This is a genomic window from Streptomyces sp. NPDC050388 (assembly GCF_040655635.1).
Lineage (GTDB): Bacteria > Actinomycetota > Actinomycetes > Streptomycetales > Streptomycetaceae > Streptomyces.
This window is the reverse complement of the sequence record NZ_JBFAKH010000082.1, coordinates 18,904-30,513: the sequence shown is the minus strand read 5'-3', so window position 1 is coordinate 30,513 and position 11,610 is coordinate 18,904. Positions and strand designations below refer to the sequence as shown.

Sequence of the window (11,610 nt, the reverse complement as noted above, 5' to 3'; positions counted from 1 at the left end):
GGAGCGCCGGGACGACATCCATGACGCCTTCCTGCAGTTGGCTGTCTGCCTCATCCTGCACCGGCGCGTCCGAGCACTCTGTTAGGACCTCTAAGTCATTGTGCCCTGCCGCCTGGTCTGATGTCCGTCTCCCGCGTGTTCACGGTGGCCGCGGGGCAATTTGCTCCGGGTCATCTTGGTGAGCTGACCCGGGTCGTGCCGTTCGAACTCGTCGATGCGATTCTCGAAGAAACCCGCACAGTGCAACGTCGGCTGCGAGACCTGCCTTCGCGGGTCGGTGTGTACTTCCTGTTGGCGATGTGCCTGTTCCCGGAGATCAGCTATCGGCTGGTGTGGCAGAAGCTGACGGCGGGGCTGGTCGGCGTGCCGGTCGCCGAGCCGACCGCGAAGGCCCTGCGTGACCTGCGGCGCAGGGTCGGCAGCGCGCCCATGCGCGGGCTGTGTGAGGTGTTGTTGGGGCCGTTGGCTCAGCCGCGGACGCCCGGGGTGCGGTTCGGTGGGTATCGCACGGTCTCCTTCGACGGCTGCAGCTCGATCAGGGTCCCGGACACCGACCGCAACCGAGCCTGGCTCCGCTCTCCGGGCCATGACGGATACTACGGGGATTGAGGTCGTGCTCAGCGGTGTCCGGATGCCGCGGATGAATGCGGTCATGAAACGCTGGGTGCAGACCTGTAGGCGCGAGCTGCTGGACCGGATCTTGATCTGGGATCAGCGGCATCTGCTTCACGCCCTGCGGGAATTCGAGCGTTTCCACCATGTGCACCGGCCCCATCAGGGCATCGCGAACGCCCGCCCGTTGAACCCGTTGCCCCCGCCGATCGTCGATCCGGACCAGATCGCCTGCCTCGAGGTACGACGACGCGATCGCCTCGGCGGCCTTCTCCACGAGTACGAGCATGCCGCCTGACCTGCCCGGACGAGGATTCCGGCAAGGGCAACGTCCTCGACACAGACGCACTGCTCGGACACCGTCGCGAGTGCCTCGCCCGACGCCCCGTCGGCGAAGGCCAGCCGCACATGCAACCAGCGCGTCACGCGCTCGCCCTCCCGCACCTCCCACGCGGGCCACACGGACACCGCACCGTCCGCCGGAGAACGATCGGAAAGATGAAGAAAGAATGCCTCAAGCACACACGCAACGTAAGCGTGTGGTCACTTTCCAGGCGAGCGAACACGCACCCCTCGTGGCGGACGGCACCCTGTCAGCGGAGCACCGGTGGTGCGATGCTGGAGACATCAGCGATCTCCTGTCGGTCCGTGGGGTGAGGAGTTCCGCCGTGCTGCGTGTCGCCGTCGTAGGTTCCGGACCGAGCGGGTGCTACACCGCACAGAGTCTGGTCCAGCAGGACGCCCAGGTGCGCGTCGACGTCCTGGACCGACTGCCGTGCCCGTACGGGCTGGTCCGCTACGGCGTGGCACCGGACCACGAGAAGATCAAGTCGCTGCAGAACAACCTCCGCGCGGTCCTGGAGCACGAGCGGGTGCGCTTCCTCGGCGGGGTGGCGGTCGGCCCCTCAGGAGTGTCGGTCGCCCGGCTGCGGGAGTTGTACCACGCGGTGGTGTACTGCGTGGGCGCCGCCACCGACCGGCGGCTGGGCATCCCCGGTGAGGACCTGCCGGGGAGCTGGTCGGCGACCGAGTTCGTGTCCTGGTACAGCGCTCACCCGGACTCCCCCGGGCAGGGAGGCACCCCCACCGACGACGGGTTCCTGCGCGGGGTCGGGTCGGCCGTGGTCATCGGCGTGGGGAACGTCGCCGTGGACGTCACACGAATGCTGGCCCGGGGGGTGCCGGAGCTGAGCCCGACCGATGTGCCGCACGCCGCCCTGACCGCGCTTGGGGCGAGCCGGGTGACGGACATCGCCATGGTGGGCCGGCGCGGTCCGTCCCAGGCCCGCTTCACCACCAAGGAACTGCGCGAGCTGGGCACCCTGCCGGACACCGGGATCGCCGTGGACCGGGCCGAGTTGGCGCAGGATCCGGCCTACGCCGATCCCTCCGGGCTGCCCGCCCCGCAGCGCCGCAACGTGGAGGTGCTGCGCGGCTGGGCCGAGACTCCCGCACCGAGTGCCCGGCGGCGGATCCGGCTGCGTTTCTTCCTCCGCCCGGTCGAACTGCTCGCCCGGGACGGCCGCGTGGGCGCGGTGCGCTTCGAGCGGACGGTGCCGGACGGGCGCGGTGGCGTGACGGGCACGGGAGCGTACGAGGACATCGAGGCGCAACTGGTGCTGCGTTCGGTGGGGTACCGCGGAGTGGCGCTGGAGGCTCTGCCGTTCGATGCCTTGGGCGGCACGGTGCCACATCTGGCCGGGCGGGTGCTGCGGGAGGGTGCCGTGGCGCCGGGCGAGTACGTGGCGGGCTGGATCAAGCGGGGCCCGACGGGTGTCATCGGTACGAACCGGCCGTGCGCCAAGGAGACGGTGGCCTCCCTGCTGGCGGACACGGCCGCGCTGGTCCGCCGGGACGTGCCCGGGGATCCGCTGGTGGCGCTGCGTACCGAGGGGATCGAGCCGGTCGAGTGGGCCGGGTGGCGGGCGATCGAACGGGCCGAGGCGGAACTCGGCGCCTCGCTGGGCCGGAACGTGGTCAAGCTGCCCGACTGGGCCTCGCTGCTCGATGCGGCGCGGAGGACGGGAGCGTAGCGGCTCGGCGGGCGCCGCCACCTGGCCGGCCCCCAACGACGGCCAGGGCTCGCGGCCCCCGCGGAACATCCCGATTGTCCGGGACAGCGACAAGCCGCCGTCTCAGGTACCGCCCACACGCGCGCGTACCTCCCCGGTCAGCTCCCGCGGCGGCGCTGTCACGTTGTTGAGTGTGTGAGTGTCTGACGGTGTGTCGGATGTGGTGGGGCCGGGGTCCGGCTCCGGGCTCAGGCCGCGGCGGGCCGGCCGGCGACGCCGGTGATCTGGTTCCAGACGGCGAAGCGGGCGGTCATCTCGGTGCGGTATTCGGTGGCGGTCATCCGGTGCCGCCGGGGTCGGAAATGAGGTGAGATGCCGCTGAACGCGGCCAGGAACCGCTGGGCTCCGGCGACGCTGCGGAAGCCCTTCATGGCGCGCTCGCGCTGTCGGGTGGGCTGATGGCTGTTCTCGGCCCGGTTGTTCAGGCCCTGGTGTGAGCGGTGCTCGACCGAGGGCATCACCTCGTGGTGGGCCGCCCCGTAGGAACGGAGCTTGTCCGTGACGATCACCCTCGGCACGGCCCCGATTCCTTTGAGGAGCCGACGGAAGAAGCGCCTGGCCGCGGCCTTGTCGCGCCGGTTCTGGACGAGGATGTCCAGCACGTTGCCGTCCTAGTCGACCGCGCGCCACAGGTAGTGCCGCATCCCGTTGATCTTCACGAAGACCTCGTCCAGGTGCCACTTATCGCCCGGCCGCGCACGCCGGCGGCGCAGCGCGTTGGCGTAGGACCGCCCGAACTTCAGACACCATCGGCGGATCGTCTCGTGGGACACAGCGACACCGCGCTCGAGCATCAGCTTCCCGGCCTCGCGGAAGCTGAGCGGAAAGCGGAAGTACCGCCCCACGCAGTGAGCGATGATCTCCACCGGGTACCGGTGCCCCTGGTACGACGGCGGCGCGGACGACACCAGCGACTCCCTCCCCGGCACGACCAACTCCAAGATCATCTCAGGCCGGTCGGCTAACGTGACAACGCCCCTGAAAACATGGACCGGATACGGGTGCGGAAGGTGTGCGAACTGGAGACCGCGAGATCTTCCAAGAGGAGATCGGCAAGCCGTACAAGCTGCTACGAGAGACGCTCGGCTGCTCCTCCCAGGTGATGGTCGCCGAAGGGGCGTGCACGGCCGCGAACGCCTCGGCATCCTCCGTGTCCGTGACGACATCCTCGCCCCGCACCTGATGTGCCGGCCCGACGAGATCCGCGACCCGTCCGAGCCGGCGCCGCCGGAGGTGACGGAGCCGGAGGCCGAGCCGGGCCAGGTCTGGACCTGATGGCCGCGCTGAACGCCTCGGTGCAGAAAGCACGTGCCACCCGTGGCGCGGGCGAGGTCGAGGTGCACGAGTTGCCGATGCCGAAGAAGAAGGCTGCGAAGCAGGCAGCCCGGAGGCCGCGCAGCGCCTGATGCTCAGCCCTGAGCTCGGCGTCCGAACGGCAGCGTCTGCCTTGATTGTGGGGGTGGGCGTTTGCGAGGTCACCGCCTCCACTGGTCCGGGCCGCCACCCCGCCACTCGCGCTGGGCAACGAACAGCAACCCGGCAGGCGAAGCCGTGCCCCGGCGCAGGCCGGCATACGACGCCCAGTCGGCCTGAGCTGGCGGCGCTGGCCACCCCGTACCCTCGAGGTAGGGGGTGCCCACCCCAGAAAAGGACCGCCATGGACCTCCACCTCAAGGGCAAGGTCGCCGTCGTCACCGGAGCAAGCAAGGGCATCGGCCTCGCCGTCGCCGGTGCATTCGCGCGTGAAGGCGCACACGTGATCACCGGCAGCCGGAGCATCACTCCCGAGCTTGAGGGGCTCCACGAGAAGTATGGCGTCACCGCGGTCCCGGTCGACCTGTCCACAGCAGATGGACCGGACGCATTCGTCGGGTCCGCGGTGGACCAGTACGGCAGGGTCGACGTCCTGGTCAACAATTTGGGTGCCGCGACGCCCCGTCCGAGCTTCCTGGATATCGACGACGCCGAGTGGCAGCGGATTTTCGACATGACTCTGTTCAGCGCGGTCCGGACCAGCCGCGCGGCGCTTCCTCACCTGCTGGACGCGGACGGGGGTTCCATCATCAACATCAGCTCCATCAACGCGCGCCTGCCCTTCCCCGCGGTCGTGGACTACTCCGCGGCCAAGGCCGGGCTGACCAGCTTGACCAAGTCACTGTCCGAGGAATTCGCACCGCGAGGCGTCCGGGTCAACGCGATCGCCCCAGGACCGGTCCGCACTCCCTTCTGGACCGCTCCGGGTGGCTTCGCCGATGCCACGGCGGCCCAGACCGGCACCACCGCGCAGGAAGCGATGGATGTAGTCGTGCCACAGAGCATGGGCATCTCCACCGGGAGGGTCACCGAAGCCCACGAAGTCGCCGATCTGGCTCTCTTCCTCGCCTCGCCACTTGCCGGCAACATCACAGGAGCCGAGTTCACCATCGATGGCGGCCAGGTCAAGACGTTGTAATCTCCTGCGCCTCCCCGCGCATCCGGGCCGTGCACCGGCGGTAGGAGCCGAAGAGGCGTTGTCACGTTAGCCGACCGGCCTGAGATGATCTTGGAGTTGATCGTGCCGGGGAGGGGTTCGCTCGTGTCGTCCGCGCCGCCGTCGTACCAGGGGCACCGGTACCCGGTCGAGGTCATCGCCCACTGCGTGGGGCGGTACTTCCGCTTCCCGCTCAGCTTCCGCGAGGCCGGGAAGCTGCTGCCCGGGCGCGGCGTGCTCGTCTCCCACGAGACGGTCCGACGCTGGTGTGCGAAGTTCGGGCAGGGCTACGCCAACGGCCTGCGCCGCCGGCGTGGGCGGCCGGGCGACACATGGCATTTGGACGAGGTCTTCGTGAGGAACAACGGTGAGCGGACGTACCTGCGGCGGGCCGTCGACGCCGCCGGCACCGTGCTCGACCTCCTTCTCCAGGGCCGAAGGGACACCGCCGCGGCCCGGCGCTTCTTCCGCCGCCTGCTGAAGAGGACCGGTGCGGTGCCGCGAGTGGTCGTCACGGACCAGCTGCGCTCCTGCGGCGCGGCCCACCGCGAGGTCATGCCTTCCGTCGAGCACCGCTCGCACCAGGGCCTGAACCACCGGGCCGAGAACAGCCACCAGCCGACGAGACAGCGCGAACGCGCCAAGAAGGGCTTCTGCAGCGTGGGTGGAGCTCAGCGGTTCCTGGCCGCATTCCGCGGCACCTCACCGCACTTCCGGCCACGCCTGCACCGGATGGCCGCCCCCGGCTACCGGGCCGAGATGGCCATCCGCTTCGCCGTCTGGGATCAGGTCACCGGCGTCGCCGGCCTGCCCGCCGCGGCCTGAGCACGGAGCCGGAAACCGGCCCCACCGCACCCGACACCCCGTCAGGCACTCATACGCTCCACAATGTGACAGTGCCGTCACGAGGCAACAACAAGCGTCACCGGACAACGGAACGCCGCCGCCATCACTGCGGAACCCGGACCGGGGCAGGGGCATCACAGGGGCAGTACGGCCTTCACCCTCTCCGCACAGCCGCCACCCGTCACTGTCAGTCCTCGGGGGACCCATGCGTACGGACGCCACACGTACTGTCACCTTGCTTGTCGCACTCGCCCTGTTCACCGTCGGAGCCGGTGCCGTCGCCGGCTGCGGCAACGAGAAGGCCGACGGCCGCGGCACGCAGCCCCGCGACGCCGACCCGGCGCCGGAGCCGGAGGCCCGCGCCCGCCAGGTCGCCGACGCCTGGGACGGCTCCGAGGCCGCCGAGGTGTGGCGCAAGGGCTACTACCCGATGGGAGAGGTGGCCCAGCTGCCCGAGAATGCCTTCCGCAACGGGGCCGACAAGCGGGCCTACTCGGCCCGGAACTTCGTCCTGCGCGGCAAACTTCCCAGCACCGCGCAGAAGGACGGGCAGGTGAAGTGGGAGAGCGGGGGCTCGCTCGTGCTGCCGCTGATGGGAGCGCGGGAGGCGTACGAGACCGTGGCCCGCAACAGCGCCGACGGCCCGCACCTCACCGTGACCGGGGCGGAGCTGGGCGAGATGGACCTGGCCACCAGCCGCGGCCCGGCGACCATCCCGGCCTGGCTGTTCACCCTGGAGGGCTACGACACTCCGCTCAAGCGGGTCGCCCTCAGCCCGTCGCAACTTCCCGAGCCGCCGATCGGGCCGGCCCGGGAGGTGCCCACCGACGAGCTGGCGCCGCTCGACCGGCTGGTCGAGGCGGCCGGGGACGGTCAGTCCGTCACCGTGGCGGCCACCCACGGATCCTGCGACGACGGCCCCGCCGTGGACGTGCTGGAGACGGGCGGCAGCGTGGTGCTGTCCGCATCCGTCGTCGGGACGAAGGACGGTCCCTGCGCCTCCGGCCTGCGCGTCAAGGAGGTGCAGGTGAAGCTGGACCGGCCGATCGGCGACCGTGTCCTTTTGGACGCGTTCACGGGCCGGCCGGTGCCGTACGGGGATCAGAATGGGCCCTCGCCGAGCTGGAGCTGAGGCCCGCCTCTCATCGTGCCAGGGCCTGCTGCACCCCGTGGACGTCGTTCTCGTCCACCACCGCCGTCACCGCATCCGCCCGCCGGGCCGCCTCCTGCCACTGCCGCAGCAGCGTGGACTTCCCCACCCCACCCACACCCCGCACATGGAACAAAAATTCCGCCGGATCCTCCTCGGACTGCGGATCCTTCGCCAGGTTCTCCGTGAACAGCGCCAACTGCGCCCGTCGGCCCACGAACCGCGCCTTCGCACGCTGCCGGATCAGCGCACCCCGCGACAGCCCCCGGTTCCCCGACCCCGCCGGCATTCCCGCACCCCCGTCACTTCGCCTGCCCCCGTCCCCGAGCCAGGCAGCACACCCGCCCGCAGCTTCTCGCATCAGACGCCGGTCCTCAGTGTCCGACCCGGGCCTGCCGTTTGTCAGCCAGGCGCAACAGAGGGCGGAACGAGGCGAGGCCGTTGGTACGTTCGGACGCACGGTGAGGCAGGAGCCCACCGTCGGCGGTGTCGGCCTACGACCAACCCCCGGTGAAGTCGATCACCTGGCCGGTGGTGAAAGCGGACCGGCCGGAGGCCAGGAACTCGATCAACTCGCCGATTTCCTCCGGCTCGCCGAGCCTGCCTGCGGGAACGGTTTCAGCGATGGCTTCTCTGCCGGCCGGGTCGTCGACGTATGTGGCTCGTGGGTAGTACATCTCGCTGTAGAGGTAGTTCGGAGCGACCACATTCACTTGAATCCCGTAATGGGCCGTCTCCTTCGCCAGCGCCATGGCGAAGGCGGTTGCACCGGCGCGGATCGTCGTGGGTGTGGCAAAGCCGGGCTCTGGGCGTCGGGGGCGGGCAGAGGTCACGAAAACGAACGAACCGCTGCGACGTTCCTTCATTTCGGGCAGGAAGAGCTGGGCGAGGCGAAACGGGACGATGAGCACTGCCTCGAACGTCGCTCGCAGTTCGTTGGGGGATATGTCCTCGATCGCGGTACGACTGATCGGATGGACGTCGTTGGAGATGACGACGTCAACGGTGCCACCCAGTGCGTCGGCCTCCGCGTGAATCTCCTCGGGCTCGCTCGCGTCGAGGCAAACAACACCGGGATGAGCCGTGGCGTACCGCTCGCGGACCCCACGCGCCCTGAAGGACGGGTCATGACAAAGGACCTGGTAACCGTTGCGGAGCAGCACCGGCACGGTTCCGGGCCCCGCGTACTGGGTGACGTTCGTGATGAGTGCCCGGCGCATGTGAACCCCTCTTCTCTTCCTGCGAGTCAGGAGAAACTCACAGAATTCCCGATGATCGTTGTACGGCTGACGGACATGTGCAGCGAGACGGTCAGGCGGATGACTCGGTGAGTTTGGATGAAGCTCTGGCACGTGGACGGGGTTCACGATTTTTCGTGATGCGCGAATGGGAGGAGATCGCGGAGTGGCCGGCAGCCGTGCTGCAGCCGTCACTCCCGCCGAGATCTCGGCAGGGTCGCGGCACCCCCGTGCCCGTCGAGGTGCCGCCCCGGACGTCAGGCGGCCAGGGCTGGGGCCCCCAGAAGGCGCCGGAGCTGCCGGGCCTGGGCGAGCAGTTTGCCACCACGCGACCACAGCTCCGTCTCGTCCACGCACCAGCCGTCGTCGCAGCTCACATTGCGCTGCACGGCGAGCACCCAGTCGTCGACCGGCGCTGACCGCAGGTTTCCGTGGAAGTGCACGGTGAGCTCGACGGTTGGCACGGCCACCGGGGCGATCAGCCGGGGAAAGATGCCGGGAGCCAGGGCGTCGGCGAGCACCACCGCGACCGTCGGATCCACCGGGAGCGCGGTCCGCAGCCGCAGCCATGCTCGCATCTCGGCCAGGTCCGAGCCCGTCAACGGGAGGGCGCCACCAGCCGGGCGGATCTCCACCTGCCGCCCGAAGGGAACCAGGTCAGCGGGCAACTGGAACACCTGGCAGTCCTCGGGCGGAGCGGCAACCGGGCCCTGCGCGTTCTGCAGGGACAACCCCGGCCTCGGGGCGGTCAGCGTGGTCGCGCTGCTCACCACGACCTCCCCGTCCTGACGGACTTCGGTGGCCACGATCGTCGAGGAGGCGCTGACTTGCTCGGCCTTCGCCCGGATATCCAAGGGACCGTCACCGCAACGGCCGTGGAACCGTACGGAGACGGCGCGCGGCACCAGTGCGCCGGCCTGTTCGGAGACCACGTCGAGGGTGGCGTTCAGACCCACTGCGGCCAACAGTCCGCCATGTGGCCCTGCCCACGCCCACCAGTCCCGGGGGATTCGGGCGGCCCATCGGCCTGGACTCACACGGGACGCCTGGACCTGGGCGAGCAGGGAGATAGCACCGCTATGCGTTTGCATGGGGATCAACCTAAAGCCAGCGAGTTGGAAAAGACAACCCTCCTGGCTGCGTGCGGAGCCGGCGGATACAACTCCTGTACCGCGCCCACCCGGTGCCCCGACGGGGCGGGCCTGCCGCGGAAGCGGTGGACTCAGTGGACGTTAAGTCCGTTTCTGGTAGCGGCCTCGTCCGGGTTGGGTGAGAAAGCCTTGGCGGGTGAGGCGTCCGAGGCGGCTGCGGGTGATGTTGACGGTTGCTTCGTCGGTGGGCATGCCGAGGAGTTCGTGCAGCTCACGGGCCCTGAATGCCCGGCCAAGGTGCTGGTTGAAGACGTTCACGATGGCCTGGTAGGCGGTGCTCGTCTCGGGCGGGTCCGGTTTGGTTCCTGCCGGTGCGGCCTCCGAGATGACCTTTCGGGCGGTGGCCAGCTCCGCGAGTCGGGCCTCGGTCTCGGCCAGGGCGGCAGTGAGATGTTCGATCTGGCTGCGTAGTTCCCCGGCTCGGGCGGTGGCCTCGTCGTGCTGGGTCTGGAGGCCGGCGAGGAGTTCGGTGACGTTCACGCGGCCAGGCCGAGAAAGTCACGCCAGGCCGGACTCGGTGCGGTGAGGCGGCGGGTCATGTTCGCGGTGGAGGCCCAGTAAACGCGTGAGGCGGAGGTATCGGGCCGGTGGTCGTACTCACGGGCGAGGCGCCGGTGCAGCATCAGCGTGCCGTTCGTCTGTTCCACCACCCACCGCTTCGGCTGCGGGACGAAGCCTTTGCCCTGGTCGGCCGGGTTGCGGCGGACGACCTCGACGCCGATGTCCAGCAGGGCGCCGTGGATGATGACTTCGTCCTTGAAGCCCTGGTCCACCAGGGCTTTCTCCAGGCGCATCCCGCACCGCTCGGCGGCCTGGTCGAGCAGGGCGGTGCCGGCGGTGTTGTCGTGCGCGGATGCGGCCAGCACGACCACCCCGATGATCAGCCCCATCACATCCACGGCCAGGCCCCGCTTGCGGCCCGGCACCTTCTTGTTGGCGTCCAGTCCCGTCGTGGTCTTCGGGACACCGGCGGCCGCGCGGACGGACTGGGTGTCGATGATCACGAGGGACGGGTCCTCTCATCGGCGGGCTCTCTCCCGCACCTGGCAGCGCAGGAGTTCCTGGATCCGCTGGTCGAGGCCGTCCTGGCGCCACAGCGTGAAGTAGTAGAACACCGCTGACCAGGCCGGTAGGTCATGGGGCAGGTAGCGCCACTGGCAGCCCGTCCGGTTCTGGTAGAAGATCGCGTTCACGACCTCCCGCAGGTCACAGGACCCGGGATCACCGGTCGCCGACCGCGCCACCCGGCCCTGCTTCCAGGCCGTGATCATCGGCTGGATCAACGCCCACTGCACGTCCGATAAGTCGCTGGGGTACGGCTTTCTCTCCATGCCCGCATCTCAACATGGACATGCTCACCACATGGCCCGCGCGGCCATCAGTACCACGATCGAGTGATCACGAACCAGGGAAGATCGGACTTAACGTCCACTGACAGCGTCGGGCACGGAGCCGGCGGTCGTCCACCCGTGGGCCGTGACGTGTGGCGTGAGATTCTTCCGACTTGCGTCCTTTCCGCAGGCCCCACAGATGACGACAGGCTCCAAGGCGGCCCCGCACGAGTGTTCCATGACCATCGGGGGGCGGTCGGCGAGGTGCCGGTCGCCCCAGCTCATGAGGATGTGCAGGACCGGCTCAAGTTCCCAACCAGCTGCGGTGGGGCGGTACTCAAAGCGTTCTGGCCGCTCGTTGTACCGCACCTTCTCCAGCACCCCCCCGTCCACGAGGTGGCGCAGGCGAGCCGCCAGGATGTCCCGCGGTGCGCCGGTGTTGCGGGCGATGGCATCGAAGCGCCACACGCCAAGGAAAGCCTCACGGAGCACGAGCAGCGAATACTTCTCACCGAGGACGGCGAGTGCGTCGGCGATCGAACACGGACGTGGATGCTTCTTGGCCTTCATGGAGCCAGGGTACGGCGGTTTGCTTCCCCAACTCTCTCGACCAAGCAAATCCTGATTTCAAACCCACCTCGGAGACCCCCGGGAGCGAGGCCGCCCGCGCCAGGCCGTGAAGACCAGGTGAAGCATCCCGGAGGGCTCCCCCGCTGATCTCCGGACGCCGCTGCCGGCAC

General features: G+C 69.2%; 13 protein-coding genes and 3 pseudogenes. 8 read left to right on the top strand and 8 right to left on the bottom strand.

The window, feature by feature from the left end; translation table 11 throughout:
* Positions 1–120: 120 nt before the first annotated feature.
* Entirely contained in the window at positions 121–609 is a 489-nt protein-coding gene (locus tag AB0I73_RS32945; RefSeq protein ID WP_363043576.1) for a transposase domain-containing protein, read from the top strand.
* Between the two features lie 4 nt (positions 610–613).
* Positions 614–910: a hypothetical protein gene (locus tag AB0I73_RS32940; protein ID WP_363043574.1), complete on the top strand. Its 297-nt coding sequence runs from the start codon at positions 614–616 to the stop codon at positions 908–910.
* Positions 911–939: 29 nt separating this feature from the next.
* On the opposite strand, the pseudogene AB0I73_RS32935 reads toward AB0I73_RS32940, so the two are convergent.
* A pseudogene (locus AB0I73_RS32935) lies at positions 940–1,080 on the bottom strand (DUF6214 family protein); the annotation flags it as partial.
* A gap of 200 nt (positions 1,081–1,280) precedes the next feature.
* Between AB0I73_RS32935 and AB0I73_RS32930 the strand changes: the two are divergent.
* Complete coding sequence (locus tag AB0I73_RS32930; protein ID WP_363043572.1) at positions 1,281–2,645, top strand: FAD-dependent oxidoreductase; 1,365 nt, start codon at positions 1,281–1,283, stop codon at positions 2,643–2,645.
* Positions 2,646–2,872: 227 nt separating this feature from the next.
* Here the strand turns inward: AB0I73_RS32930 and AB0I73_RS32925 are convergent.
* A pseudogene (locus AB0I73_RS32925) lies at positions 2,873–3,631 on the bottom strand (IS6 family transposase).
* A 65-nt stretch (positions 3,632–3,696) separates the two neighbouring features.
* Between AB0I73_RS32925 and AB0I73_RS32920 the strand changes: the two are divergent.
* The 5 genes from AB0I73_RS32920 (at position 3,697) to AB0I73_RS32900 (ending at position 7,132) form a co-directional block, all read left to right on the top strand.
* A complete protein-coding gene (locus tag AB0I73_RS32920) occupies positions 3,697–3,867 on the top strand; it encodes a hypothetical protein (RefSeq protein ID WP_363043570.1) in 171 nt (56 codons plus the stop codon).
* A gap of 91 nt (positions 3,868–3,958) precedes the next feature.
* Positions 3,959–4,090 (top strand): hypothetical protein, encoded by a 132-nt coding sequence (locus AB0I73_RS32915; protein WP_363043568.1) that lies wholly within the window; start codon positions 3,959–3,961, stop codon positions 4,088–4,090.
* A 251-nt stretch (positions 4,091–4,341) separates the two neighbouring features.
* A complete protein-coding gene (locus AB0I73_RS32910; protein WP_363043566.1) occupies positions 4,342–5,136 on the top strand; it encodes an oxidoreductase in 795 nt (264 codons plus the stop codon).
* Between the two features lie 123 nt (positions 5,137–5,259).
* On the top strand, positions 5,260–5,979 hold the full coding sequence (locus AB0I73_RS32905; RefSeq protein ID WP_363043564.1) for an IS6 family transposase: 720 nt from the start codon (positions 5,260–5,262) through the stop codon (positions 5,977–5,979).
* A gap of 256 nt (positions 5,980–6,235) precedes the next feature.
* Entirely contained in the window at positions 6,236–7,132 is an 897-nt protein-coding gene (locus tag AB0I73_RS32900; protein WP_363043562.1) for a hypothetical protein, read from the top strand.
* Between the two features lie 10 nt (positions 7,133–7,142).
* Here the strand turns inward: AB0I73_RS32900 and AB0I73_RS32895 are convergent, their stop codons facing one another.
* The 6 genes and pseudogenes from AB0I73_RS32895 to AB0I73_RS32870 form a co-directional block, all read right to left on the bottom strand.
* The gene (locus AB0I73_RS32895) at positions 7,143–7,367 is read right to left on the bottom strand and encodes a hypothetical protein (protein WP_363043560.1); all 225 of its coding nucleotides are present in this window, start codon (positions 7,365–7,367) and stop codon (positions 7,143–7,145) included.
* Between the two features lie 277 nt (positions 7,368–7,644).
* Positions 7,645–8,370 (bottom strand): SDR family oxidoreductase, encoded by a 726-nt coding sequence (locus AB0I73_RS32890; protein ID WP_363043558.1) that lies wholly within the window; start codon positions 8,368–8,370, stop codon positions 7,645–7,647.
* A gap of 275 nt (positions 8,371–8,645) precedes the next feature.
* Positions 8,646–9,479, bottom strand: a complete 834-nt coding sequence (locus tag AB0I73_RS32885) for a thioesterase family protein (protein WP_363043556.1) — start codon at positions 9,477–9,479, stop codon at positions 8,646–8,648.
* 141 nt (positions 9,480–9,620) lie between these two features.
* Entirely contained in the window at positions 9,621–10,019 is a 399-nt protein-coding gene (locus AB0I73_RS32880; protein ID WP_363043554.1) for a hypothetical protein, read from the bottom strand.
* A pseudogene (locus AB0I73_RS32875) lies at positions 10,016–10,870 on the bottom strand (IS5 family transposase). The gene AB0I73_RS32880 and the pseudogene AB0I73_RS32875 overlap by 4 nt, the downstream one beginning before the upstream one ends.
* Before the next feature lie 90 nt (positions 10,871–10,960).
* Complete coding sequence (locus AB0I73_RS32870) at positions 10,961–11,440, bottom strand: helix-turn-helix domain-containing protein (RefSeq protein ID WP_363043552.1); 480 nt, start codon at positions 11,438–11,440, stop codon at positions 10,961–10,963.
* Positions 11,441–11,610 lie beyond the last annotated feature (170 nt).

Excerpts from the sequence above, each read along its gene's own strand:
- AB0I73_RS32870 (WP_363043552.1), bottom strand. The coding sequence starts at position 11,440 with ATGAAGGCCAAGAAGCATCCACGTCCGTGTTCGATCGCCGACGCACTC.
- AB0I73_RS32915 (WP_363043568.1), top strand. The coding sequence starts at position 3,959 with ATGGCCGCGCTGAACGCCTCGGTGCAGAAAGCACGTGCCACCCGTGGC.
- AB0I73_RS32885 (WP_363043556.1), bottom strand. The coding sequence starts at position 9,479 with ATGCAAACGCATAGCGGTGCTATCTCCCTGCTCGCCCAGGTCCAGGCG.
- AB0I73_RS32945 (WP_363043576.1), top strand. The coding sequence starts at position 121 with ATGTCCGTCTCCCGCGTGTTCACGGTGGCCGCGGGGCAATTTGCTCCG.
- AB0I73_RS32890 (WP_363043558.1), bottom strand. The coding sequence starts at position 8,370 with ATGCGCCGGGCACTCATCACGAACGTCACCCAGTACGCGGGGCCCGGA.
- AB0I73_RS32910 (WP_363043566.1), top strand. The coding sequence starts at position 4,342 with ATGGACCTCCACCTCAAGGGCAAGGTCGCCGTCGTCACCGGAGCAAGC.